This is a genomic window from Mycolicibacterium aubagnense (assembly GCF_010730955.1).
GTDB lineage: Bacteria > Actinomycetota > Actinomycetes > Mycobacteriales > Mycobacteriaceae > Mycobacterium > Mycobacterium aubagnense.
The window spans coordinates 607,976-631,298 of record NZ_AP022577.1 but is presented as its reverse complement, the minus strand read 5'-3'; the positions used below and the strand labels follow the sequence as shown (position 1 = coordinate 631,298).

Genomic DNA, 23,323 nt, shown 5'->3' with positions numbered 1-23,323 from the left:
TGATCGCATGACCGCTCCTGCCCCCGAGCCCGTGAGCGGAACCCGCGGGTTCCTGCCCGCGGTCGAGGGGCTGCGGGCGGCCGCGGCGTTGGGCGTGGTGCTCACGCATGTGGCGCTGCAGACGGGCTACACCGACGGCGTCGTCGGCCGGTTGCTGGCCCGCTTCGACCTGGCGGTCGCCGTGTTCTTCGCTTTGTCCGGTTTCCTGCTCTGGCGTGGTCATGCCGCTGCGGCGCACGGATTGCGGGCAGAGCCCGAGGTGGCGCCCTACTACCGGTCTCGGCTCGTCCGGATCATGCCCGCCTACTTGCTCACGGTGGTCGCGGTGCTGACTCTGTTGCCGGACGCCCACGGCGCGGACCGGACGGTGTGGATCGCGAACCTGACCCTCACCCAGGTCTTCATTCCGAAGACGTTGATCGCCGGGCTCACCCAGATGTGGAGCCTGTCGGTCGAGATGGCGTTCTACCTCGTGGTACCCCTGTTGGCGCTGGCGGTCGCGAAACTGCCGCTGCGCCTGCGGGTTCCGGTCATCGCCGGCGTGGCCCTGCTCAGCTTCGGCTGGGGTTATCTGCCGATCCCGGCGTACCACGGGGCCAATCCGCTGAATTGGCTGCCGGCCTACGCATCGTGGTTCGCCGTCGGGATGTTGTTGGCAGAGTGGATGTTCCGGCCCTACAGCTGGCTGCATCAGTTGGCCCGGCAACGCACCGTGCTCATGATCGTGGCTGTCATCGCCTTCCTGGTCGCGGCGTCTCCGCTGGCCATGCCGGGTGGGCACCACCACGCCACGCTCGGCCAGTTCATCGTGCGGACGGCTTTGGGGGCCGTCATCGCCGGAGCGCTGTTGGCGCCGTTGGTCCTTGGCGTTCCGGACGATCAGCGCCGGGTACTGGGCAGTGCGCCGATGGTGACGCTGGGCCGCTGGTCGTATGGCCTGTTCCTGTGGCATCTGGCCGCGCTCGACATGGTGCTCGACATGGTTGGGCGGACCAGCTTTCCCTGGGCGCTGCCGGTGGTGATGATCTTGACAACGACGTTCGGATTCGCGGTGGCCGCAGTGAGTTATGCGCTCCTGGAGGAGCCGTGCCGGCTGGCGCTGGGGCGCTGGGAGAGCCGGCGGCAGGCCGCGGTCGAGCAGGAGAGCCCGGCGCCGGCGTCCTGACGGCTCAGCTGGTGCGGTGCAGGAAGCCGGGCAGCGTGGCCGCCGCCACGACCTACAGTTGCAGGGTGCGATTCAAGCGCCAGGGGCCGCTCGACCAGATGAACGCCGCGGTGGCGGTTCTCGAACTGCCCGCAGCGGTGTTCAAGACCTGCCCGTGGCAGCCGCGGGATCTTGTCGAGGAGGGCCTGCGGCAGTGGTTGCGGTGTTGCGGGGCGGCCATGCGGGACGGTCAGGTGATCGGGATGCCGTCGCACGCCGTCGATGAGGCCTGGCATGGCCTGATCCTTTGCACTGCAAGGTATTCGGCGTTCTGCGACGTGGCGTACGGCCAGTTTCTGCACCATCACCCCGAGGGCGGGGCTCCCGCCGGTGCGGTGGTCGAGCCGATGCACGAGCAGCTCCGCCGCACGGTGATCGCCTGGGAAAAGGTTGCCGAACCCGACGAAGTCTGCGTGCTGTGGGATCTCGACGAGCGCGTCGGGGTCGACAAGCCATGGGGTATCGCCGCGACTCGGGTCGACGAGATTCGGTCCGCCTACCGGGCTTTGCAGGTCCGAACGAGGTGACGGAGCCCCGCTCACGCGATAGCCTGAGCCGTTACGGAGGCCGGTGGAAAGGACGGACGAGCATTTGAAGACCGAGCGAGAGCGTTTTCGACCGGCTGTGATCGTTGGCGGCATACTGCTTGCCGGCGTGTTCGCGGCGGCCGGTCCGGCTGCGGCGGACCCCGCCACACCGACGACGCCCGCACCCGGCCAGCCGGTCGTCGAGCCCGCAGGCGGTCCCAGCGGCCCCGTCGCCGCACCGCCGATGGGCCCGCCGACGGTGCCCGAGATCGACAACCCGACGTATGGCGCCGGCAACACGCCGGGGCAGTTCGGGTATATCCGGGACATCTGGCACACGTTCCACAGCGGCAACCCGCTGGAAGCGCTCACCATGCCGCCCGAGGAAGCGCCCGGGCCACCGCCCGGTGCTGGTCCGGCCCCGAAACTGCCTCCTGGCTTCATCTCACTCAATGACCCGGCGTCGTCGAATCCGATCGTCGACACCGGACCCAAGACCGGTGGGCCCGCCCTGCCGCCGGGTTACTACCCGTTGAACGGCCCGCCACCGCCTGGGTATTACGACCCCAAGCCGGGTTCTGCTCCGGAGGCACCGGCTCCTGGAGGTCCTGACGCGGCGCCACCACCTGCCGCCGGATTCGTGCCCACCCCGTCGCACTGAGCATTCGGCATAATGTGATTACATACGCTAAGTAATCGCAGTCGACCCAGGGGAGCATGTGCATGACCTCGATCAAGAAGACCTTGTCTGCCGCCGCCATCGCCGGATCGCTCGCCGCGGCCGCGCTCGGTTTCGGTATGCCACTGGCCGCCGCTCAGCCGCCGCCACCGGCACCCGGACAGGGTGAGGAGCCGCCGACATGGGCCCCGAAGAAGCCGGCTGAGGCCTGGGACGGTCAGCCGGTCGTGTGGACCTCGGCCTGGGGTGGCCGCTGGGGCATCTGGATCAACGACGCCTTCATCCCCCTGACGTCGAACCCGGTCACCAACGGCGGGTAACCACCGCCGTCACCATCGCGCAGCGACGTTGGCGCCGATCTGGTTGGCGATCTGAACCGCCGTATCCGCCGGATTGGGACTGCACGTGTTGATGTCGATGATGACGTTGTTCTTGTGTGCCAAGGCGCGGCCGCACGCCCAACCGGGTGCGGCCGCGTCTTGTTCTGTCGAGACCACGCTGAGGGTGTCGTGCGCATTCGTCATCGGGCCGACGGTCCACTGCGACTGACTCTGTGTGTGCGTGTAGTGCGTGCACGCCGCCCACTGCTGGGCTGACGTGTCGAAGAACTCCTGCGCCTTGTCCTGCGTCGGGTACAGCACCACTGCCTGCTTGAGATAGTGGGTGAACTTGTCCCCGTCGTTCATGCTCTGCTCGCGCTCGGCCCAGAAGCCGCTGCCCGCGTACACGGTGGCTTCGGCCGCGCCGTCGATGGCGAGGCACTCGGGCGGTGCCATCGTGCTGCTGTTGTCCGACATGGTGGCCTGGGCGCTGAGCACCGTCATGGCCGCCGATCCCATGGTTGCGTTCACCTGTTCGGGGTTGAGCAACAGCCCGTCCAGTTCACGTTCGACCAGCGGCCGGGCCACCAGTGGCGGAGTGGTCACCGGCACCGCCTTGCCGGGCGTGCTACCGCATCCGGCAGTCAGGACACCAACCACGACAACGGTGACCGTAGCGACTGAGCTGCGCATATGACCTCCCGTCGCGGCAGCGGCGACCTACTGACGTGCCACGCTGTCCTCCCCAGCGCGGTACTCCAACATTCCTATTGTTGCGTCAATTGAGGTTGGGCTGCCTTTGCTCGACGGTGTTTCGCGGTAACGATGGACGATGTTCTTGATAACAGGTCCGCCGCGACGCAGCAGCACGACGATCAGTTCGAGACGTCGAGGATTTTGATCGCGAAGACCAGCGAGTCGCCCTTCTCGATGCCGGCACTCGGCTGGCCGTCGGGGTAGCCGTCGGCAGAGGTCATCGCGACCGCGACGGTGGAGCCGACCTTCTGACCGGCGATGGCCTTCTGGAAGCCGGGCACCACGCGCATGAGAGAGAAGGTGGCGGGGGCACCACGGTCATAGGCGCTGTCGAATTTCGATCCGTCACGACCGTTGAAGCCCGCGTAGCAGACGGACACCGTCGCGGTTTCGGGGACGACGGGCCCGGTGCCGGCCTTCAGTGTCTGCACCTGGGTCTGGTTCACACTGAACGGGCCCTTGACGGTGACGACGGGGGCCGTGGTGTCGGTGGATCCGGTGACGGCGACGCTGCCGGTGGCGCCGTTGAGCGTCCACTCGGGCGAACCGGCCTGTCCCTCGGCCGTCGGGCAGGTGCGGGCAGCTGCCGTCGAGGAGTTGTCCAGGGCGGTCGCCGGGGACGGGGAGGTGGTGACCAGCGGTGCCTGGGTGGTGCTCGCCGCGGCGGGTTTGTCGTCGGAACCACAGGCGGTGAGGGCGACGGCGAGTGATGCGGCGCAGGCGGTCAGGGCAACGGAGGAGGACACGCGAGAGAAGTTCACCGGTGTCACGCTACCGGGGGCGGGATCGGGATGAGGACTGCGACCAAGAAGTCGGATTTGTCGGTGAACAGCCGCATATCCCAGGTGGACAGCAGCAGTTCGGGGGTGAGGCCAGCTTGGCTGGCGTCCTGGAAGAACTGACCGAACTCGTAGTCGCGGCCCCCACCGAAGCCGATCACCGCGCGGCCGTCGTCGGCGAGGTGTGCGCGCAGCCGGGAGAGCACCTGGATTCTGGTGCTCGGGGCGACGAATGTCATCACATTGCCGGCCGAGACGATCAGGTCGAACGGCTCGGGGATGCCGCGGGCCGGCAGATCGAGTTCGGCAAGGTCGCCCACCAGCCAGCGCGGGCCGGGATGATCCTGCTCGGCGGCCGCGATGAGAGCGGGGTCGACGTCCACTCCGACCACGTCATGGCCGGCCGCTGCGAGATATCCGCCGACCCGGCCGGGACCGCAGCCGGCATCGAGAATCCGCGCGCCGCGAGACGCCATCGCGTCGATCAGCCGGGCTTCGCCCACCAGGTCCTCACCGGCACGAGCCAATGCCCGAAACCGCTCGATGTACCACTGCGAGTGGCCAGGATCGGCTTCGACTTTCTGCATCCACAGGCTCTGCTCGACCATGCGTCCATTGTTGCAAGCCCGAACTTCGCCGGCTGTTGCGGCAGGCTCGTAGCTGGTATAACCGCCTATTCGGGCTTGAGATGTCGCCACCAGCAGGTGATGTACAGACTCATCGAGGCGACCAGCGTCGCGATCACCCACAGCACGACGGACACGTCGATCCACGTTCCGATGGGCGGTGCGTCGGGCAGCGCGTTGCGCAGTGGCACCACCGCGAAAAGCATCGCGGCGAACCATGTCGTCATCGGCGGCTGGAATTTTCGGCGGTTGCGTGCGGTCTGAACGGCGACGACCGCGCCCAGTACGGCAATCGTGACGAGCGCGCCGACGAGTACTGCGGCAAACGCGGCGGTGCTCGGCGAGCGCTGTGCGTTGACGCGATAGACGCTCGGTACGGCGCCATTGCCGTCAGCCGGAATGTGGAACATCCAGCCGGGCACACGATCGAAAAACGCGGGCGCCACGCGGATCGGTACGTGCGATGCACCCCGGAACAGTTCGACGGTGATCGGGCCTGATTGGTAGTGATCGAATGGGTAACCGCCAGGGTCGCCGGACAAGATCAGGGCGACTGGGAAGACATCGGGCACCATGCCTTTCGTCCAGGTGCGGCGGGTGGGCGTCACCGCGGATTGCACTGCGACACTGAGGTCTTCGGTAAGGCCGTGGGTTTGCGGGTCCAGGAGTGCGGGTCCAGGCACAACCGTGACGTTGGCAACCATGTCGCCTTTGACCGCATGGACCTCATTGAGGTCGACGGTGACGGTGGTGCCGTCGGCTGTCGGCGTCGGTTCGCTGACTCGACTCGGACGTCCCAGCCCGGTACCCGCATACAGTGCGATCGTCGTGACATACACCGCGATGACGACCACCGCGCTGGCGATTACCCGGACCTTCATCGACGACCCCTCCCATAGACTGACAGGAGTGTAAATTAGGTCGGCGTCGAGCCGCTCAGATCGCGCCGAGTTCGCGCGGAGCTGCCACCCCCAGCAGCGAAAGCAGGTCGGCGAGCCTGGCGTCGAGTCGGGCCCCGACCTCGGCGATCCTGGCATCTCCGAAGCTCCCGAACCTGGTCGACGGCTGGTCAATGCTGAGATGTACTGCGCCGTCGGATTCTTCGTAGATCACCACACGCATCGGTGCGTAGAGCATGATGCCGGGGTCGTGGCGGAACATGGTTTCGGCTATTACGTTGTTGCCCACCATGTACGTGACCGCGCGGGTTCGGTGGCCGGCCAGCGCCATCATCGGTGTCGGGTCGAACGTCCAGAAGTTCACGAGCGAGTGTGGTGCGTGCGCGGCAGTGTAGCGCTGGACGGCGGCCAGGTCTCCCGATGCGATCACGTCGGCGAGCTCCGCGAGATCGATTGTGGGGACCAGGCTTTCGAAGCGCTGACGTAGACCGTTGAAGGTGTCAGCGGTGTCGAGGACGAAGCGGGTGACCCGATACGGGACTGCGTTGGTCATGTCAGGCTCCGACCAGGACAGGCTGGATTGTCGTTCGCGCGTCTGCTGCGAGCTTGCGCAACGACACGATGTGCAGTGTGGCAGCCAGGGGCACCAGGGTGGTCGGGATCAGGACCAGTGGCAGCAGAGCGATCTGCTGGGTGGACGGCGACAACTGAAGAACGTGTGCCAGGCCCGGTGCCGCGGTGACGCCGAGTGCGGTCGCGACCACGAGGTCCAGCAGGCCCAGAATGTTGAACCACACCAATCGGCGGTTGACGCGCCCTTGCCGGAGGTCGCGGGCAACGTAGATTGCGCCCAAACCGATTGCGATATCACCCAATCCGGCAGGCACTGCGAATCCTGCCGGTAGTTCGCCCAAGGCCATCACGACCAGGAACGCGGCGCCTTCCACCCGGAAGATCTGTGCCATGGTCAGCCACCACTGCGTGTCGGGTTGATGCAGGATTCGAGCCATTGTTGGAATGCGAGTGAGGAGCAACAGGGCCACGATGGGCACGGTCATCGCCATGGCAAGCCACGGTCGGACGGTCGTCGGCTCAAATCGGTATACGCCGGCGTCGGCAAGCGCCATGGTCACCAATACCCAAGTGAACCAGGTGGTTCCGAATATGACTGCAATTCGAGTCGCGGCACCACGGATCAACATGGCGCAGATTGTTGCGACAGTGCCGACCAATCCGGCTGCCACGATCGCCCATACGTAGCTCATGGTTCTCTCCCGATTCATTTGGTTCCATCGAACACTTGGTTAGTTTCCGAACACAATGTTCAATTGAAGGGAGAGGGCCGAAATTCCGTCAACAACCAATGGGGGCGAAATGTCCACAACCGAACACGAACCGAAATCTGTTCGGAATTCAGGGGTTCGCGGCAATGCGGCGGGCGATCGTCGGGTGCGGCGCACCCGGAAGCGGCTGCATACCGCTTTCCTGGAACTCGTCGTCGAGCAGGGCTATGACAAGACCACCATCCAGGACATTCTCGACCGCGCTGACGTGGGCCGCTCGACTTTTTACGTCCATTTCCGGGACAAGGAAGCGTTGCTGGCGGCGAGCTTCGATGACATGCGTGATCAACTCGAGGATGCGCTCGCCGCGATTCCGCAGTCTCGCGATATCGACGTAACCATGCCTGCGACATCGCTTTTCGAGCACGCTTTCCGACACCAACCGATCTATCGAGCGTTGTGTGGCCGGCACGGCGGTGATGTGGTCCAGCGTCACCTGCGCCACTTGATCGGCGATGTCCTGCGCAAGCATCTGCGACCGCAGATGACGTCGGCAGACCCCGCTGTGCCCGCCGACGTGGCGGCCGAGTTCCATACCTCAGCCACGTTGGGACTGTTGTCGTGGTGGATCGAGCACGACTTCTGTAACGGACCGCAGTGGCTGGCGGCGACGTACCGCAGCCTGGCCGTGCCCTGATTTCTCCGCCATAGACCTACCTGCACGGACCTAGAAAAGGGGCGACTGGTGACGCGATCGTTCGATCAGCAACGGTCCTTGCACAACACGACCGACGGTTTCGTCATCGTCGGCGGTGCGGTCGTAGCGGTGGGGGGGCGCGACGCAATTGCGCCGCGCAAACCGTTCTCCTGAGGGGTGATCTCGGCGACGTTGAACGATCCGCTTGAATAGGGCGGCCCGCCGTCGCGCGTGACGACAGATTGAGGCGGGCGGTGAATACGAGAGCGAGAATGTCGGATGAGCGAAACCGTGGACCAGACGCCACCGTGCCCTGCGTGTTCGAGTGAGTACACCTACGAGTCGGGAGCGCTCTACGCCTGCCCCATGTGTGGCCATGAGTGGGCCGCCGGTGACAGCGGTGACACGGAGCCGGACGGCGGGCGCGTGGTGAAGGACGCGGTTGGCAACGTGCTGGCGGACGGCGACACTGTCACGCTTGTGAAGAGTGTCAAGGTGTCGGGCGGCGGAGGCGGTGCCATCAAGGTGGGCACCAAGGTTCGCGGCATCACGCTTATCACCGACGGCGTCGGCGACCACGACATCGACGCCAACGTCCCGGGTTTCGGTCGGCTGCAGCTCAAGTCGAGCGTCGTCAAGAAGTCCTCCTGACGTCAGCGAGCCGACAACCTCTGGGCGATGTCGCCGTACCGCTCGAACCGGTCTGATCCGCCGAGGGCGTTGTACAGCACGAGGCGCGTGGCCACGCCCTCGTATTTGCCAATGAGCTTCTCTGCCAATTCATCCCAGGTGGATTCGGTAGCGAACGCAGCGATGTGCTCATCAGTGATCTGCGCCATCATGCCCGCCGTGTCGCCGGCTTTCTGCTTCTCCCGCAGGCGTGCGGTGGTGCCCTCGAAACCGGCCTCGTCCCAGATGAACGCGTAGTTGGGTGTGCTGCCGTAGAAGCTCATACTGGCGCGGACGAATTCGCGTTCGTTGTGCCGTTCCTCATCGCTGTCGCCGACGATCGTCATCGCCGGGATGATCATGTCGATATCGGCGGGGGAACGGCCCGCCTTCTCGGCGCCGGCAGCGACATTGGGCAGCACGTGGCGGGCGAGGTAGCCCGGCTCGCCGAGCGGGTGAACGTGCACTCCGTCGGCGACTTCGCCGGCCATGCGCAGCATCCACGGATTCACCGCGGCGATATCGACCTTGGGATCGGGAACGCCGATGGGCCCCGGGCTCCATTGCGGCGTGATGAAGTCCAGGTCGTAGAAATCGCCGTGGTGGTCGAGCTTGCCGGTCCGAAAGGCGGTGAAGCACGCTTTGACGGCGCGTACATAGTCGCGCAGTCGCGGGCCCGGTTGCTCGAAGGGCATGCCGTAACGCCGCACCACGTGCGTGCGCACCTGGGTGCCGATGCCGAGCCGGAATCTGCCGCCGGTGGCCTCCTGGAGTTCCCACGCGGAGGCCGCGGTGACGAACGGGCTGCGCGGAAATGCCACGGCGACACCAGTGGACAGCTCGAGTCCGGGAGCCGCTTGAGACGCGACCGCTGCGCTCAGATAAGCCGTCCTGCCAGTCTCGGTCAGCAGCAGGCCGGAGAATCCGGCTGCTTGAGTGCGCTGGGCAAGTGCGCCCATCTGAGCCAATGGCTGCGGAACGGTCATCACGTCGACGTGCACAGTGGCAGCCTACGTCGGTGGCATCCCGAATTCGGCGAGATGCGTAGCACCCCAAGTGAAATCATTGCCCGCACTGAGGTCCCACACCTTTCACGGACGAATCCTGGCATCTTGTCGGTGGATGCGAGTATTATCGCACATATGTTCGACGATTTGGTGGTTGACCCGGACGCTGATGAGGGGGCGTTATTGGGTCGAATCGCTGAGTTTGAGCTGGTGAAAGCGGCTGCGGCGGCGGGGCAGGCGCGGATGGCGGCGGCACTTGAGGCGCGGCGGGTGGCGGTCGCGGCTGCAGGTGGGCCGCGGGTCTCGCGGGCGGCGTTGGGGTCGGAGGTGGGGTTGGCCCGGGGGGAGTCCCCGCACCGCGGTGAGCGGCTGGTGGCGATGGCCCGCATTCTGGTGGCGGATATGCCGTGCACGTTGGCCGCGTTGGAATCCGGTGTGCTGTCGGAGCATCGGGCGGAGTTGATCACCAAGGAAGGGGCGTGCCTGTCGGTGTTTCATCGGCAGCTGCTCGATAGCGAATTGTGCGGCGACCCGGCCACCGTGGACGGCATGGGGGACAGTGAGGTCGCGGCGGAGGCCAAGCGGATCGCCTATCGGCTCGATCAGCAGGCGGCAGTGGAGCGGGCGCGGCGCGCGCGGGCCGACCGGCATGTGCGGTTGCGGCCCGCCCGTGACGGTATGGCCACGGTGAGCGTGCTGCTGCCGGCGGCCGAGGGCCAAGCGGTGCACACGGCCCTCGCGCAGGGCGCGGCCACCACGCTGGCCTCGACGCTGCCGGGGACGTCGGTGCCGGCCGGGTTGGGGCGTACTCATGGTCAGGTGATGGCGGATCTGCTGGTCGAGCGGGTCACCGGCCGTAATCCGATCGAGGCGCCGGTGTCGGTGACGGTGAACCTGGTGCTCTCGGACGAGACCCTGCTTGCCGGGGGTGAGGAGCCCGCGCATCTGGAGGGGTATGGGCCGGTTCCGGCGGAGCTGGCCCGGCACCTGGTGTTGGCCGCGGAGGCTGATCCGCAGGCGTCGGCGTCGGTGCGGCGGGTGTATGCCCAGCCGGGCAGCAACAGGTTGGTGGCGATGGAATCGGTGGCTCGGGTCTTTCCGAAGGCGCTGGCTCGGTTCATCGCGCTGCGGGATCAGATATGCCGGACCCCGTTCTGCAATGCCCGGATCCGGCACACCGACCACATCACCCCGCACCGCAGGACCGGGCCCACCAGCGCCCACAACGGCCAAGGGCTGTGTGAGCACTGCAATTACGTCAAAGAACAACCCGGCTGGCACGCGGCCACGACCTATGACCGGCACGGCCGGCACACCGTCCAACTGACCACACCCACCGGCGCGGTCTACACCAGCACCGCACCACCAGGGCCCGAAGCGCTACGCATCTTCACCCGCGACGTCTACATCGCACGCGTCCACCCCGCGGCCTAGGCGACAAAACGTCATTGGGCAGCAACGTGTTTCGGTGCGCCTGCGGTTATGGCCACGTGCCGGGGCGGGGCGCCGGGCCGGCCGGGGGAGCGGGACGCAGTGCCGCACCGGGCGTAGGCGTGTTCTGCAACGCGCCCAAACACAGGCCGAGTCGTCCTGGCAGGCAAGGGATATTGCCAGAACCGCCGTAGCTGTTGTTGGGTTGATTTTGCGACCAGCAGATGCCGGTGCGGGGATCGAGGACGGTCCCGCCCCCGCACGGAGCGGTCGACGCCGTTGGCGGGCTGCCCCACGGGGCCGACAGCAACAGCACGCCGCTGCAGATGGATACCGTCAGCATGTTGGACGACCGGAACCGCAATTTCATGGTGATGCTCTCCCTATGCGGTGATTTTGGTCTGGGCTTCGATCACGTCGGCGGCATCGATGACGACTTGTTCCTGGCCCTGGAGAGCATCTGCATTGAGCTGCAGGACAAACAGTGCATCCTTGCCCGGAATGATCACCGTTTTCTGCGCGACGACCCGCGCCTTGCCGTTGTAGGTGTAGGTGCCGGCTGACTGGATTGCTTCAAAACCGCTCAGTGAGCTCTTTTCCGGTTCGCCGAGGGGCTTGAAGTCCGGCAGGTTTTCCAGCTGGCCGGGGGCGTACTTCAGGATCATCGCCGGATCAACCTTGCCGGTCAGCTTCGAGGCGATGGCGATCATTGTCGGCGGATCACTGGGATCGGCCGGTTTGTCGTAAACGATCGCCCCGTAGGCCCATGCCGGGGTTTTGTCCCCGGCGCTACTCCAGCCGGGCGGGAACGGAAAGTCGAACTCCGGTGTGCCGGGTTCGTTGGGTTTGAACGGCGTCTCGGCGATGTTGTTCTCGGTGATGTAGTCGTTGATCGTCTTGTTGGGGCCGGCAATATTTGGTCTGGAAGACGTTGTCGCACTTGATGATCCAGGAGAAGGAGGCGCGCTTGACGGTCCTGAGCCGGTTTTGGTCGAGGTGCTACATCCGGCGAGTGTGATGGCCACGGCCGCCAGCGCTGCCGTCGCAGTCGTCAGCACTTTGGTCATCGGCCTGCAACTCCTCGCGTCGATTGCTCTACGCGTGGAGCGTAGTCGCGAATTGACGGTTTCGTCAGATTATTGACCTCCGAATCATCCCGCCAGTCCGCCGCCCTTCCGGCCAATTTGCTGCCGTACTAGCGTCAGGGCAGCGGCAGTTCACTTCGGAGGGGGTAGGCGTCATGCGGGTCCTGGTCACCGGCGGTACCGGATTTGTCGGCGGTTGGAGCGCGAAAGCCATTGCCGACAAAGGGCATTCGGTCCGATTCCTGGTCCGCAATGCTGCCCGGCTGCAGACGAGCGTCGCCAAATTGGGTGTCGATGTCGCTGACCATGTGGTCGGCGACATCACCGATCGTGACTCGGTGCTGCGCGCGCTGGACGGGTGCGATGCGGTGCTGCATGCCGCGGCGCTGGTCGCCACCGACCCGAACCAGACGGCGCAGATGCTGAGCACCAACATGGACGGTGCACGCAACGTGCTCGGCGGCGCCGTCGAACTCGGCCTGGACCCGATCATTCACGTGTCGAGCTTCACCGCGTTGTTCAATCCCGACGTCGACAAGCTCGACGCCGACCTGCCGGTGTTTGGTGGTACCGACGGCTACGGCCGGTCCAAGGCCCACGTCGAGATCTACGCCCGTGGGATGCAGGATGCCGGCGCACCCGTGAACATCACCTACCCCGGCATGGTCATGGGCCCGCCCGTCGGCAATCAGTTCGGTGAGGCCGGAGAGGGGGTCGCCCAGGCCCTTCAGCTCGGCGTGATTCCGGGTCGGAGCGCCGCGTGGATGGTGGTCGACGGGCGGGATCTGGCCGACTTGCACGCGGCGCTCTTGGAACCCGGCAAGGGGCCGCGTCGCTATATGGCCGGCGGCCACCGCATCCCGGTGGACGAGCTGGCTCGGCTGCTGAGCGAGGTCGGTGACAAGACCTTGCTCTCCGTTCCGGTTCCCGATACGGTCCTGCGGATCGCCGGGCAACTGCTCGATCGGCTGGGCCCGTTCCTGCCTTTCCAGACACCGTTCACCGAAGCCGCCATGCAGTACTACACCCAGATGCCGGACTCGGACGATACGCCCAGCGAGCGCGATCTCGGCGTCACCTACCGCGACCCGCGAATCACGTTGGCCGACACGGTCGCCGGGCTCCGCGCGCTCAACCGCTGAGTCGAGAATGGCCGCGGTCAAGCGCGCCGTTCTGGTGTGCGGTACTGGGATAAGTTGTGCCGCCGCCACCAGAGAACCGGGTGCATCTGGACGTGCGGGTGGGCACCGGATCGATAGGGGAAGAGCCGCTCGCGGCGCTCGAGGCGGAGGAAGGCAACGAGTTCTGTCTCGATTGAGCACATTCCCCAGTTCTGCGATTGCCAGGAACTCCTGATACGTTGCGGGCCGTGTCCATGCTGAACCGACGAGCCTTCTTGGCCGGCCTCGGGGCAGCGATCACCGTCCCCCCTGTCGTGGCGACCATCGAGGTGGCGCGCACAGCGCTGGCCACCGCGGTCACGGCGCCGCACGCCGTGGCCTCAGCGCCCGCGGTGCCGGACCTGGCCGGGGCCATCGCGCCAGGAGCGCCGGCGCTATTGCCCCCGCCACCGGCCGCAGCCCGCGTCGCGCTGCCCGCTACCGGCGTGCTGAGCGTTCTCCCGGGTCAGGGCGATCTCCTCGCCCTCACCGTCGACGACGGCGTCGACAGCAATGTCGTGCGGCTGTACACCCAGTTCGCGAAGGACACCGGCATCAGGCTGACGTTCTTCGTCAACGGCTCGTACCGGTCCTGGACCGACAACGCGTCCCTGTTGCGACCGCTGGTCGAATCGGGCCAGATCCAGCTGGGTAACCACACCTGGTCGCATCCGGACCTCACCACGCAGTCGCCGGCGCAGATCGCCGACCAGATCCAGCGCAACCACGCGTTCCTGTCCAACACGTACGGGGTGGACGCGCGTCCGTATCTGCGGCCGCCTTACGGCCGGCACAACGCCGCGGTACGGGCCGTCGCCGCCGACCTCGGCTACACGCTCACCACCATGTGGACGGGCTCCTTGGCGGACTCGACGGTCATCACCGAGGACTACATCGTGAAGATGGCCGACACGCATTTCCGACCGCAGAACATCGTCCTCGGCCATCTCAACCACGCCCCGGTGACGCACGTCTTCGATCGGCTCACCGACGTCGTCCGGAGTCGCCACCTCCGCACCGTCACTTTCAACGACGTTTTTCTCCCCAACCATCCGACGCCATAGCCCGCGTCGCATCTGGTGAAAAGAACTACGGCGGCCCGTTCAACGGCGTAGTTGTTGTGGAGCCGGATTGGTCACGACTGAGGGGGTTCGACGGTGAGGCAACGGGTTGCGATTTCTGCGGTGGGCACAGCTGCCGTCATCGGGTTCGTGGGTGTCGGCTGTTCTGGTGAGAAACCATCGTCGGAGCAGCCGAGTTCGACCAGCAGCACCACCAAGACCACGCCTTCGGCGTCCAGCACAGCTGCTTCGCCCACGGAATCGGTGACCGGCAATCCGCCGCCCGGTCAGGCCGAGGTGACCGTCGACGGTATGCGACAGAACATCACCGGCAATGTGGTCTGCACGAATGCGGTCGGTAATTTCAATATCGCCATCGGCCAGAAGGTTTCAGGTGTGGCGGTGGTGCTGACGCCGGATGCCGCGACCGTGCATTCGGTGATCCTGGGCAACGTCAATGGCGTCATTCTCGGTTACCAGCAGGGTATGTCGGGCGGCCAGGCCACCGCGTCCAAAGACGGCAACACGTACACCATCAGCGGTAGCGCTACCGGGGTGACGGCAGCACTACCGCCCGTGATGGTGACCAAGCCCTTCGAGATCAGGGTTACCTGCAGCTGAGCCTCACGCCGCGATCTGCGTGACGTTGAGGTGCTTGTGCGGCTCGGGGCGCGGTCGCGTCATCATCGAATGTGACCTGCCGTAGGCGAAGTACAGCACCACGCCGATCGCCATCCAGATCAGGAACCGCAGCCAGGTCTCGACCTCCAGGTTCAGCATCAGCCACAGGCAGGACAGCGCCGCGAGGATCGGGACGACCGGTACGAAGGGCACGCGGAAGCCACGCTTGAGGTCGGGTCTGGTCCGGCGCAGGATCGGGACGCCGATCGCCACCAGGATGAAGGCGACGAGCGTGCCGATGTTGACCATTCCCGCGAGCGTGCCGAAGTCCACGAACGCCGCCAGGACTGCGCACACCACGCCCACGATGACCGTCAGTCGCACCGGCGTGCCGTGCTTGCCGGTGTGTGCGAGGCGGCGGGGGAGCAGGCCGTCGCGCGACATCGCGAACAAGACCCGGGTCTGGCCCAGGAACATGACCATGACGACGGTCGAGAGCCCCGCCAGTGCGCCGATCGAGATGATGTTCTTGGCCCACGTGTCGCCGTGGAGGGCGAATGCCGTTGCGAGGGTGGAATTTTCCCCCTGCAGCTGGGTGTATGACACCATGCCGGTCAGGACGAAGGACACCGCGACGTAGCAGACGGTGACGATGGCCAGCGCGCCGAAGATGCCGCGAGGGACGTCGCGCTGCGGGTTGCGGGTTTCCTCCGCCGCGGTGGCGACCACGTCGAAACCGATGAAGGCGAAGAACGCGATGCTGGCTGCCGTCAGCAGGCCCAGCCACCCGAAGCTTGTACCGCCGGTTCCCGTGAGAAAGGCCAGCATCGACTGGTGCACACCGTCGGCCTTCGCTGATGGCTGCGCCGCCGGGATGAACGGGGTGAGGTTCGAGGCTTTGAAGTAGGTGGCGCCGACAACGAGGATGAGCACGATCACCGCGAGCTTGATCGCCACGGCGACAGCAGAAACGCGCGACGACAGCTTGGTTCCGGTCGCCAGCAGGAACCCGACGATCGCGATGATCACCAGCGCGCCCCAGTCGAACTTGACGGACCCGACATGCATGACCGGCGACACCGTCCCGCCGAGCACTTCAGCGAGATATTGCGACCAGCCTTTGGCGACAACGGCTACCGCGAGCGCGAATTCGAGTATCAGGTCCCAGCCGATGATCCACGCGACCAGCTCACCGAAGGTGGCGTAGGCGTAGGTGTAGGCGCTGCCGGCGACGGGCACAGTCGAGGCGAACTCGGCGTAGCACAGCGCGGTGAGTCCGCACGTGATCGCCGCGATGACGAAGGCCACCGACACGGCCGGACCCGCCATGTTGCCCGCGGTCTGAGCGGTAAGGGTGAAGATGCCGGCGCCGATGACGACGGCAACGCCGAAAACAGTGAGATCCCTTGCCGTCAGGTCTTTGCGGAGCTTCGAGTCGGGTTCATCGGTGTCCCGGATCGACTGCTCGACTGACTTGGTGCGGAACAGCCCGCCGCCGGCGCCCATCAGATGGCCCCGTCGAGCCGCTGTTCGGCGAACAGGTTCGCGGCGGCGCCGATGCTGATGCCCGCTTCACGCGCGGTCGCGATGATGTCGCGGCACCGGTCGAAGATACGGGTCACGTCGGCTTCGACGGCCGCGCGCTCTGCGCCGTGCAACTCGCCGGCCACCTGGATGAGGCCGCCGGCGTTGGCGACGAAGTCGGGTACCCAGGTGATCCCGCGGCGGCCGAGCAACAACTCGACGTCGGGTGTCGCGAGCTGGTTGTTCGCGGCACCGCAGACCAGCTTCGCCTCGATGGTTTCAGCGCTCATAGGCGTCAGAGTAGACCCGAGGGCACACGGGGCATAGACATCGACCGGGGCGTCGGCAACCGAATTGAGCAGGCGCACCGACGGGTGATTGTTCGAGAGGCGCTGCAGTGCCGCGTCGTTCACGTCGGTGGCGCAGACCTCCGCGCCGTCGGCGAGGAGCAGGTTGATCAGTTCGCGGCCGACCTTGCCGACGCCCTCGACGCCGACGGTTCGGCCCGCCAGCGTCGCTGTGCCCCAGACCGATTCGGCCCCGGCGCGCATGGCGTTGAAGACGCCAAGCGCGGTCAGGCGGGCACTGTCGCCAGAGCCGCCCGCGGCGGTGCTGCGGCCGGTCACGTGCTCGGTGTACTTGCCCATGACGTCGAGGTCGTCGGTGTTGGTGCCGACGTCGCCCGCGGTGACATACCGTCCGCCGAGGGTGTTGACGTAGCGCGCGAAAGCGGCGAACAGCGCTTCGCTCTTGTCGCTGCTGGGGTCGCCGATGATGACGGACTTGCCGCCACCGAGGTTCACCCCAGAGGCCGCGGCCTTGTACGTCATGCCCCACGACAGCCGCAGGACGTCCTCGAGTGCCTTGAATTCGTCGGCGTACGGGTACATACGGCAGCCGCCGAGGGCCGGCCCCAACGCCGTCGAGTGAATGGCGATGACTGCCTTGAGGCCGGATTCGGCGTCCTCGCAGAACACGACCTGCTCGTGGCTACGGGAGCTCAACTCGTGCGAGCGACCGAAGACTCCGGCGGGGGTGGACACCGGTGGGTTGGACACAGAGGTCACTACTACTTCCTTTCTGGTGCCGCATGTTTGGCGGCATGGGTTGTCACTGCCGCAGGTGTGACGGCAGGACAGCTGGGGTGGTGCCGGTCAGGCCGGGAGGCCGAGCTCGCGCAGGCGTGCCCAGTACAGTTCGACGTTGCCGAGTTTGACGTCCTCGTAGCCGCGGACGATGTCGGGCAGTCCGGCGGCCTCGACTGCCGTGGCGTAGTTGTCAACGGTCAGGCCGGCCGCGAGGCGGAGCACCATGTCGGTGTAGTGAGTCAGCAACTGCCGCTCCACTTTCCGGACGTGGGCGTAGCCGAACGGATCCAGCTTGGTGCCGCGCAACACCTTGGCCTTGGCCAGGAGCTTGAGTGCCACATGCGATTTCGGCCCCAAACCGATCTTTTTCGAGCGGCCCATGGCACGCAGCGCGGGCGGATGCAGCTTGTAGGTGAGGTTCTCCCCACCGGGCACCTGTGCCCGCACGTCGGCAAGGAACGCCGGGTCGACAAGCAGCCGTGCGACCTCGTACTCATCCTTGTACGCCGTGAACTTGTGCAGGCCGCGTGCCACCGCCTCGCTGAAGGCGGTGTTGCCGGTGATGGTGCGCTCCGACTGCCAGATTGCCTGGACGGTTTCGACGTAGCGCCGCGCGACTTTCGCGTTCTGGTAGCGCACCAACTCACCGGCCCGCAGTTCGACCAGTCGGCGGACCTCGCCCTCGAACGTGGTGCTGGCCAACAGCTCCGGGCTCGCCACGGCGGGCACAGCCTTCGGCCGAGCCGCGTCCACGGCGGCGGCGAAGGCGGCCGGATCGGCGACCGCAACGCGGCCCCAGCGGAAGGCCGCCACGTTTGCGGCGACCGCGACACCGTTGATGCCGATGGCCTCTTCGATGCTTGCCTCGGGCAGGCGCAGTCCGCCGTTCTGGAAGGCGGCGCCGACGACCAGGAAGTTGGCCGCCGCAGTGCTGCCGAACAGGGCTTGTGCCGCGGCGAGCGCGTCGAAGTGGGTCAGGGTGCGAGTGGTGGCCGTCAGCCGGTCCAGCAGGGACTGGGTCTGCGGGTAGACAACGGATTTGTCGTACACCATGTCGCCGGTGGGGGTCTGGCTCGTCGAAGCGACCGCGATGGTGCGTTCGGCGCTGCCGTAGGCCAGATTTCCGTTGTCGGTCGCGGTCAGCAGGTCGATCGCGATGATGCAGTCGGCGCTGCCCGACGTGAGCCGGTTGGACGGCTCCAGCGCGCCGGTCGAGAACCGCAGGTGCGACACGACCGGTCCGGCCTTCTGACTCAGGCCGATCTGGTCGAGGCTCTCCACCTCGTAGCCGGCGCGCAGCGCGGCGGTGGCCAGGACCTGGTTCACCGTGACGATGCCGGTGCCGCCGATGCCGGCCAGCAGGACGTTCTGGGTGCCGGTCGGAACGCCGAATCCCGGATCCGGGACGTGCGGCGGCTCTGCGCTCTTGCGTCGTGTTGTCTTGCGGCCCTTCTTCTCCGGGGTCAGCTCGACCGTGACGAAGGACGGGCAGTCGCCGTCGAGGCACGTGTAGTCCGTGTTGCAGGACGTCTGGTCGATGCGGGTCTTGCGGCCGAATTCGGTGTCGACCGGCTGCACGGACAGGCAGTTCGACTTGGTGCCGCAATCGCCGCAGCCTTCGCAGACGGCTTCGTTGATCACGACGCGGGTGTTACGGGTGGGCAGTGTGCCGCGCTTACGCTGGCGGCGCGCGTCGGCGGCACAGTGCTGGTCGTAGATGAGCACGGTGACGCCCGGGATCTCGCGCAGCACCTTCTGTGCTTCGTCCAGCCGGTCGCGGTGCCAGAGCAGCGTGCCCTTCGCGAGGGCTTTCTTGTTGTGCCGTTTGGGTTCATCGGCACAGATGATGATCTGCTTGACGCCTTCGGCGGTCAGCTTGTGGGTGAGGCCCGCGACGACCAGTCCGCCCTCGACGTCCTGCGCGCCGGTCATGGCGACGACTTCGTTGTAGAGCAGTTTGTAGGTGATGTTGACCCCGGCGGCGATGCAGGCCTGGACTGCGAGCTGGCCGGAGTGGAAGAAGGTGCCGTCGCCGACGTTCTGGAACAGGTGCGGGATATCGGTGAACGGAGCCTGCCCGATCCACTGGCTGCCTTCGCCGCCCATCTGGGTGATGCCGACCACGGCGCTGTCGCTGCGACCCGACATGGTCACCAGGGTGTGGCAGCCGATGCCGCCGCCGCCGATCGAGCCCTCGGGGATCGCGGTGGACCGGTTGTGCGGGCAGCCGCTGCAGAAGTACGCGGTTCGCTTGGCGGACAACACTTCCAGTGACAAGGCGGGCGGCGGCGTGCGCTTCAGCTCGACGTGTTCGCGCAGCACGCGGCGCAGCGGCGCCAGCAGTCGGGCGGCGGTCAATTCACCGCCGACCGGGAACAGCGGCGCTCCCGCGGCGTCATGCTTGCCGAGGATTTGCGGGGTTTGGGCTGTGCCGTAAAGGATTTCGCGGATCTGGGTTTCGATGAACGCCGTCTTGTCCTCGACGACGATCACCTGATCGAGGCCACGGGCGAACTCCGTGACCGACTGCCGGCCCACCGGGTAGGGCATGCCGATGTGCAGCAGGCGAATTCCGGCCCGGTGCAGCGCCGCGTCGTCGACACCGAGATCGAGCAGGGCCTGGCGGACGGCATCGAATGTGGTGCCGGTGGCGGCGATGCCGACCTTTGCGCGCACCGGGTCCACCTCGAGTACGTCGAGAGCATTGACGTCGCCGAAGGCGCGCACCGTGGCCCAGCGCGGTCCGTAGAGATCGGCCTCGGCCAGCAGGCTGTCGGCCGGTGCGGCCATCGGACGCTGGAGATAGGTGAACGGCTTTCCGTCCCAGAGGATTTCGGGCGTGGTAATCGCGAGGTCGGCCACGTCCGCGTCGACTGTCCACGCGCCGTCGGCAACGTCGGCCACGATCTTCATCGCCACGACGCAGCCCGAGGCCCGCGACAGTGCGACGCCCTGCATGCCCATCGTGATGATCTCTGCCGCGTTGCGCGGGAACAGGACGGGGATACCGAGAGCCGCAAGGGACCGCTCGCTCACGGCGGGTACGGTCGACGACTTGGACGCCGGATCGTCTCCGACGAGCAGCAGCACGCCGCCGCGGGGATTCACCCCGTACATGTTCGCGTGGCGCAGCGCGTCGGTGGCGCGGTCGACACCCGGCCCCTTGCCGTACCAGACGCCGATGACACCGTCATGGGTCGCCTTGCCGGCCGGAAGGTCGGTCTGGCTGCCCCACACCGAAGTGGCGGCAAGCTCCTCGTTGAAGCCCGGGGTGAAGACGACGTCGTGTTCGGTCAGCACGCTCGGCATCCCCAGCAGCATCTTGTCGACACCGCCGAGGGGGCTGCCCTGGTAGCCGGAGACAAACGTGGCGACTCGGTGTCCCGCGCGGAGATCACGGACGTGCTGCTCGACCATCATCCGGGCGATGGCCTGCACGCCGGTCAGGAGCACCGGTCCGGCGCCGGAGCGGTACCGGTCGTCGAGGTCGTAGGGCGCGGCGGGCTCCGCCGCTGCGAGTTCGGATCGGGACATCACACTGGTCATCGACAACCTCCACACTCTCCGCCACTCAGATCGCCAGCCAGGAAGCGCGAACTATGGCAATCAGTGCAGCGAAATCTGCCCCTGTGGGTGATCTACGTCAACAGTCGGCGAAAATATTGATCAGACTGCTCAATTGTGACGTGGCACACTGTGACGCACGCATCATTTTGTTCGGTGGTGGGTCACGTGCTGCACGAGGGGCAGTGATCGGTATTCGACCGGAGTCGCCATGGCGAGCATGGTCTCGGAGTGCTTGACGCCGTCGATGCGGTGGACGCGCTGGATCACGCTGAGCAGTTCTTCCTGCGTCTGGGCGGCGATGCGGGCCAGCAGATCCGCGCGCCCGGTCGTGGCATGGACCTCCAGTACATGCGGGATGTCCTGCAGCGCCGTGATGATGGCGTTCATCTTGGTCTGGTCCGTCTCGATGAAGACGAGTGCATGTACCGCGAACCCGAGCTGGGAAAGGTTGATGTTCGGTGGGTAGCCGCGCACCAGCCCGGATTCTTCGAGCCGCTTCATCCGGGCCTGGACCGTGTTCCGGGCGACCTTAAGTCGCGACGCCAGCTCGAGAATCGGCGTCCGCGGGTCGGCGGCCAGCTCCGACAGCAGCGCGGCGTCCAGGGCGTCGAGCTTCATGGTCATGCGGCATTTTCCCACGGGGACACCGCGGGTTTACTCCGATTCGGCGACAGTCGCCTGCGGTTCGCACCGGACGTCGAAGTTGACCGAATTGGCAATGAAACACAGATGGTGGGCGCGCTCATGCACGTCGGTGAGTGCGTCGCGGTGTCGGCCGTCGGCGATCTGCACGACGGGCCGCAGCACCACCTCGGTGAAATATCCACCACCGTCGGGGGTTTGGGCCATGGTGCCCGACGGGTGGTCGGTGTACCCGGTCACGACGATGCCCTCTTGAGCACACAGGGCCAGGACCCACAGCATGTGACACTGCGACAGGGAGGCCACGAGCAGTTCCTCGGGGTTCCAGCACTGCGGGTCGCCGCGGAACGACGGATCGGCACTACCTGCGATGGTGGGCTTGCCGGCGGCGCTGACGTCGTGAGCGCGGGCGTACTCGCGGTAGCCGGACGTTCCGGTGCCCGTATTGCCCGTCCACGTCACATCGATTTCGTAGCGGTGTGTTTTCGCCATGATTCAGTATCTCCGAGATCAGTGGTCGCCCTTCGCTTTGGGGGCTGATTCGGCGTGGCTGCTGCCGCTGTCGTCGCCGGAGTGATTGCTACTCTTCGCGGTTCGCTTGGCGGACGGTGTGGAAACACTTCCCCCGCCCGCGGGCTGCTTCGGCGCCTCTGCCGACGGTTCGGTGTGCGAGTCAGAGGAAGCTGCCGACTTCGGCGCTGAGGATTTTTTCGATGTGGTCGGCGTGGTGCTCGATTTCGGAGATGTGTCGTTGTCGGCAGCCCGCTGTTCCTTGGTGCTTTCAGGGGCGTCGGTTGGCGACGACGGCTGTTTGACCGTAGGGCTGTGAACGGACATTGGCGACTCTGTATGTGCGTCTGGGGATTTGGCGCCCGTGGTGCCTCGACCGGCACGGGTCCGTGGCGCGGCGGTGGAGACCGTCTCGCCAGTCGGGGCGGCGGTGGCGGCCACGGTGGTCTTCGCGGTGAGTTGCGAGGGCGCAGGGGTCGAATCGGCTGCGGAAGTTGTCGAACGGGCGGCCAACGGGTGCGGGGTGCCGGCGATCGCGTTCGCCAACCCCTGTACCGACGACACGACGTTGGCGACAGCGGTCAGCGGGTTGTGCCCGCTCAGCACTGTGCTCACTCCCGTTGTCGAGAGCGTGGCGACGGCGTAGTAGACGCCGACTGCTGCGCTCAGGACCCTGACCACATAGATCACCGGGGTGAGCGGTGCGAGGTGGGGTGCGAGCGTGGCGGTGATGGTGTGCGTCGCGCCTGCGGCCGCCGAGCCCGCCGCTCCGATGCCGCTGACCAACTGTTTCACCTGGGTCGACGACGAGGCGCCGGGAAATGCGGTGACCGCCCTGACCAGGTTCTGCAGGTCGGTTGCCGTGGAGTTGACCTTCTGCACCGCGGTGTACTCGCTGGTGCCGGGATCAACCTGGGCACTCAGGATCAGCAGCGGGAAGTCCGGTGTCTGCCAGTAGATCACGTCGGAGGCAACGGCTTGGGCGGCGCCCCCGAGGTTGCCGAGGTATTGGATCGGATTGAATGCCGCATCAAAGGTCGCAGCCGTGAGCGCGTACCGGTATTCGGCACCCCGACGCAGTGTCGGGTGCGACGTCGGCACAAGCGGCGCCGTAGTCGCCACGACCGCCGCCGAGCACACCACCGCGAGAGCCGATGCCTGGGCTTTGACCCACATGGGAATTTCCTC

The 23,323-nt window shown here is 66.2% G+C and carries 26 protein-coding genes; 12 read left to right on the top strand and 14 right to left on the bottom strand.

Going from position 1 to position 23,323, the window contains the following annotated elements; genetic code table 11:
• The first annotated feature begins 7 nt into the window (after window positions 1-7).
• The 4 genes from G6N59_RS03210 (at window position 8) to G6N59_RS03195 (ending at window position 2,730) form a co-directional block, all read left to right on the top strand.
• Window positions 8-1,165, top strand: a complete 1,158-nt coding sequence (locus G6N59_RS03210; RefSeq protein ID WP_138229349.1) for an acyltransferase family protein — start codon at window positions 8-10, stop codon at window positions 1,163-1,165.
• 65 nt (window positions 1,166-1,230) lie between these two features.
• Window positions 1,231-1,731, top strand: coding sequence for a UCP032817 domain-containing protein (locus G6N59_RS03205; protein WP_407665807.1), 501 nt, complete (start codon window positions 1,231-1,233; stop codon window positions 1,729-1,731).
• 64 nt (window positions 1,732-1,795) lie between these two features.
• Entirely contained in the window at window positions 1,796-2,392 is a 597-nt protein-coding gene (locus G6N59_RS03200; protein ID WP_306789614.1) for a hypothetical protein, read from the top strand.
• Window positions 2,393-2,454: 62 nt separating this feature from the next.
• Complete coding sequence (locus G6N59_RS03195) at window positions 2,455-2,730, top strand: hypothetical protein (RefSeq protein WP_138229348.1); 276 nt, start codon at window positions 2,455-2,457, stop codon at window positions 2,728-2,730.
• A 9-nt stretch (window positions 2,731-2,739) separates the two neighbouring features.
• Here G6N59_RS03195 and G6N59_RS03190 read toward each other — a convergent pair whose 3' ends face one another.
• From G6N59_RS03190 to G6N59_RS03165, 6 genes are all read right to left on the bottom strand, one after another.
• Entirely contained in the window at window positions 2,740-3,423 is a 684-nt protein-coding gene (locus tag G6N59_RS03190; RefSeq protein ID WP_138229347.1) for a sensor domain-containing protein, read from the bottom strand.
• A 182-nt stretch (window positions 3,424-3,605) separates the two neighbouring features.
• Complete coding sequence (locus G6N59_RS03185; protein ID WP_179970269.1) at window positions 3,606-4,247, bottom strand: FKBP-type peptidyl-prolyl cis-trans isomerase; 642 nt, start codon at window positions 4,245-4,247, stop codon at window positions 3,606-3,608.
• A gap of 5 nt (window positions 4,248-4,252) precedes the next feature.
• On the bottom strand, window positions 4,253-4,873 hold the full coding sequence (locus G6N59_RS03180; RefSeq protein ID WP_138229346.1) for a class I SAM-dependent methyltransferase: 621 nt from the start codon (window positions 4,871-4,873) through the stop codon (window positions 4,253-4,255).
• 65 nt (window positions 4,874-4,938) lie between these two features.
• Complete coding sequence (locus G6N59_RS03175; RefSeq protein WP_138229345.1) at window positions 4,939-5,772, bottom strand: DUF4436 domain-containing protein; 834 nt, start codon at window positions 5,770-5,772, stop codon at window positions 4,939-4,941.
• Window positions 5,773-5,827: 55 nt separating this feature from the next.
• Entirely contained in the window at window positions 5,828-6,343 is a 516-nt protein-coding gene (locus G6N59_RS03170) for a DUF302 domain-containing protein (protein ID WP_138229344.1), read from the bottom strand.
• A 1-nt stretch (window position 6,344) separates the two neighbouring features.
• A complete protein-coding gene (locus G6N59_RS03165) occupies window positions 6,345-6,800 on the bottom strand; it encodes a DUF8737 domain-containing protein (protein WP_163910903.1) in 456 nt (151 codons plus the stop codon).
• Window positions 6,801-6,834: 34 nt separating this feature from the next.
• On the opposite strand from G6N59_RS03165, the gene G6N59_RS03160 reads away from it, so the two are divergent.
• From G6N59_RS03160 to G6N59_RS03150, 4 genes are all read left to right on the top strand, one after another.
• On the top strand, window positions 6,835-7,050 hold the full coding sequence (locus G6N59_RS03160; RefSeq protein WP_163910900.1) for a hypothetical protein: 216 nt from the start codon (window positions 6,835-6,837) through the stop codon (window positions 7,048-7,050).
• A gap of 114 nt (window positions 7,051-7,164) precedes the next feature.
• Window positions 7,165-7,770 carry a TetR/AcrR family transcriptional regulator gene (locus G6N59_RS03155; RefSeq protein WP_138229342.1) on the top strand — a complete coding sequence of 202 codons (606 nt, stop codon included), beginning with the start codon at window positions 7,165-7,167 and terminating at the stop codon, window positions 7,768-7,770.
• Between the two features lie 48 nt (window positions 7,771-7,818).
• On the top strand, window positions 7,819-7,944 hold the full coding sequence (locus G6N59_RS31490; protein WP_268815779.1) for a hypothetical protein: 126 nt from the start codon (window positions 7,819-7,821) through the stop codon (window positions 7,942-7,944).
• A gap of 105 nt (window positions 7,945-8,049) precedes the next feature.
• On the top strand, window positions 8,050-8,421 hold the full coding sequence (locus G6N59_RS03150) for a zinc ribbon domain-containing protein YjdM (protein WP_138229341.1): 372 nt from the start codon (window positions 8,050-8,052) through the stop codon (window positions 8,419-8,421).
• 2 nt (window positions 8,422-8,423) lie between these two features.
• On the opposite strand, the gene G6N59_RS03145 is transcribed toward G6N59_RS03150, so the two are convergent.
• The gene (locus tag G6N59_RS03145) at window positions 8,424-9,440 is read right to left on the bottom strand and encodes a TIGR03617 family F420-dependent LLM class oxidoreductase (RefSeq protein WP_138229340.1); all 1,017 of its coding nucleotides are present in this window, start codon (window positions 9,438-9,440) and stop codon (window positions 8,424-8,426) included.
• Between the two features lie 141 nt (window positions 9,441-9,581).
• Here G6N59_RS03145 and G6N59_RS03140 point away from each other — a divergent pair, with 141 nt between their 5' ends.
• Window positions 9,582-10,880, top strand: coding sequence for an HNH endonuclease (locus G6N59_RS03140; RefSeq protein ID WP_138229339.1), 1,299 nt, complete (start codon window positions 9,582-9,584; stop codon window positions 10,878-10,880).
• A 380-nt stretch (window positions 10,881-11,260) separates the two neighbouring features.
• Here the strand turns inward: G6N59_RS03140 and G6N59_RS03135 are convergent, their stop codons facing one another.
• Window positions 11,261-11,944 carry an envelope biogenesis lipoprotein LpqN gene (locus tag G6N59_RS03135; protein WP_138229337.1) on the bottom strand — a complete coding sequence of 228 codons (684 nt, stop codon included), beginning with the start codon at window positions 11,942-11,944 and terminating at the stop codon, window positions 11,261-11,263.
• Between the two features lie 173 nt (window positions 11,945-12,117).
• Here G6N59_RS03135 and G6N59_RS03130 point away from each other — a divergent pair, with 173 nt between their 5' ends.
• The 3 genes from G6N59_RS03130 (at window position 12,118) to G6N59_RS03115 (ending at window position 14,804) form a co-directional block, all read left to right on the top strand.
• Window positions 12,118-13,104, top strand: a complete 987-nt coding sequence (locus G6N59_RS03130; RefSeq protein ID WP_138229336.1) for an NAD-dependent epimerase/dehydratase family protein — start codon at window positions 12,118-12,120, stop codon at window positions 13,102-13,104.
• 233 nt (window positions 13,105-13,337) lie between these two features.
• Entirely contained in the window at window positions 13,338-14,186 is an 849-nt protein-coding gene (locus G6N59_RS03120; protein WP_138229395.1) for a polysaccharide deacetylase family protein, read from the top strand.
• A 111-nt stretch (window positions 14,187-14,297) separates the two neighbouring features.
• Window positions 14,298-14,804, top strand: a complete 507-nt coding sequence (locus G6N59_RS03115; RefSeq protein WP_407665866.1) for a lipoprotein LpqH — start codon at window positions 14,298-14,300, stop codon at window positions 14,802-14,804.
• Between the two features lie 3 nt (window positions 14,805-14,807).
• On the opposite strand, the gene G6N59_RS03110 is transcribed toward G6N59_RS03115, so the two are convergent.
• The 6 genes from G6N59_RS03110 to G6N59_RS03085 form a co-directional block, all read right to left on the bottom strand.
• Window positions 14,808-16,310 (bottom strand): amino acid permease, encoded by a 1,503-nt coding sequence (locus G6N59_RS03110; protein WP_138229334.1) that lies wholly within the window; start codon window positions 16,308-16,310, stop codon window positions 14,808-14,810.
• Window positions 16,310-17,395 carry a Glu/Leu/Phe/Val dehydrogenase dimerization domain-containing protein gene (locus tag G6N59_RS03105; RefSeq protein ID WP_138229333.1) on the bottom strand — a complete coding sequence of 362 codons (1,086 nt, stop codon included), beginning with the start codon at window positions 17,393-17,395 and terminating at the stop codon, window positions 16,310-16,312. The genes G6N59_RS03110 and G6N59_RS03105 overlap by 1 nt, the downstream gene beginning before the upstream one ends.
• Before the next feature lie 87 nt (window positions 17,396-17,482).
• Complete coding sequence (locus G6N59_RS03100) at window positions 17,483-20,962, bottom strand: indolepyruvate ferredoxin oxidoreductase family protein (protein WP_138229332.1); 3,480 nt, start codon at window positions 20,960-20,962, stop codon at window positions 17,483-17,485.
• Between the two features lie 162 nt (window positions 20,963-21,124).
• Window positions 21,125-21,607: an Lrp/AsnC family transcriptional regulator gene (locus tag G6N59_RS03095; RefSeq protein WP_138229331.1), complete on the bottom strand. Its 483-nt coding sequence runs from the start codon at window positions 21,605-21,607 to the stop codon at window positions 21,125-21,127.
• A gap of 30 nt (window positions 21,608-21,637) precedes the next feature.
• A complete protein-coding gene (locus G6N59_RS03090) occupies window positions 21,638-22,117 on the bottom strand; it encodes an OsmC family protein (protein WP_138229330.1) in 480 nt (159 codons plus the stop codon).
• 18 nt (window positions 22,118-22,135) lie between these two features.
• On the bottom strand, window positions 22,136-23,311 hold the full coding sequence (locus tag G6N59_RS03085) for a hypothetical protein (protein WP_138229329.1): 1,176 nt from the start codon (window positions 23,309-23,311) through the stop codon (window positions 22,136-22,138).
• Window positions 23,312-23,323: the final 12 nt, after the last annotated feature.

Coding starts and splice junctions, on each gene's coding strand:
- G6N59_RS03175 (WP_138229345.1), bottom strand. CDS start 5,772: ATGAAGGTCCGGGTAATCGCCAGCGCGGTGGTCGTCATCGCGGTGTAT.
- G6N59_RS03160 (WP_163910900.1), top strand. CDS start 6,835: ATGGGCACGGTCATCGCCATGGCAAGCCACGGTCGGACGGTCGTCGGC.
- G6N59_RS03135 (WP_138229337.1), bottom strand. CDS start 11,944: ATGACCAAAGTGCTGACGACTGCGACGGCAGCGCTGGCGGCCGTGGCC.
- G6N59_RS03110 (WP_138229334.1), bottom strand. CDS start 16,310: ATGGGCGCCGGCGGCGGGCTGTTCCGCACCAAGTCAGTCGAGCAGTCG.
- G6N59_RS03210 (WP_138229349.1), top strand. CDS start 8: ATGACCGCTCCTGCCCCCGAGCCCGTGAGCGGAACCCGCGGGTTCCTG.
- G6N59_RS03155 (WP_138229342.1), top strand. CDS start 7,165: ATGTCCACAACCGAACACGAACCGAAATCTGTTCGGAATTCAGGGGTT.
- G6N59_RS03120 (WP_138229395.1), top strand. CDS start 13,338: ATGCTGAACCGACGAGCCTTCTTGGCCGGCCTCGGGGCAGCGATCACC.
- G6N59_RS03140 (WP_138229339.1), top strand. CDS start 9,582: ATGTTCGACGATTTGGTGGTTGACCCGGACGCTGATGAGGGGGCGTTA.
- G6N59_RS03195 (WP_138229348.1), top strand. CDS start 2,455: ATGACCTCGATCAAGAAGACCTTGTCTGCCGCCGCCATCGCCGGATCG.
- G6N59_RS03090 (WP_138229330.1), bottom strand. CDS start 22,117: ATGGCGAAAACACACCGCTACGAAATCGATGTGACGTGGACGGGCAAT.
- G6N59_RS03085 (WP_138229329.1), bottom strand. CDS start 23,311: ATGTGGGTCAAAGCCCAGGCATCGGCTCTCGCGGTGGTGTGCTCGGCG.
- G6N59_RS03190 (WP_138229347.1), bottom strand. CDS start 3,423: ATGCGCAGCTCAGTCGCTACGGTCACCGTTGTCGTGGTTGGTGTCCTG.
- G6N59_RS03150 (WP_138229341.1), top strand. CDS start 8,050: ATGAGCGAAACCGTGGACCAGACGCCACCGTGCCCTGCGTGTTCGAGT.
- G6N59_RS03170 (WP_138229344.1), bottom strand. CDS start 6,343: ATGACCAACGCAGTCCCGTATCGGGTCACCCGCTTCGTCCTCGACACC.
- G6N59_RS03180 (WP_138229346.1), bottom strand. CDS start 4,873: ATGGTCGAGCAGAGCCTGTGGATGCAGAAAGTCGAAGCCGATCCTGGC.
- G6N59_RS03095 (WP_138229331.1), bottom strand. CDS start 21,607: ATGACCATGAAGCTCGACGCCCTGGACGCCGCGCTGCTGTCGGAGCTG.
- G6N59_RS03130 (WP_138229336.1), top strand. CDS start 12,118: ATGCGGGTCCTGGTCACCGGCGGTACCGGATTTGTCGGCGGTTGGAGC.
- G6N59_RS03100 (WP_138229332.1), bottom strand. CDS start 20,962: ATGACCAGTGTGATGTCCCGATCCGAACTCGCAGCGGCGGAGCCCGCC.
- G6N59_RS03165 (WP_163910903.1), bottom strand. CDS start 6,800: ATGGCTCGAATCCTGCATCAACCCGACACGCAGTGGTGGCTGACCATG.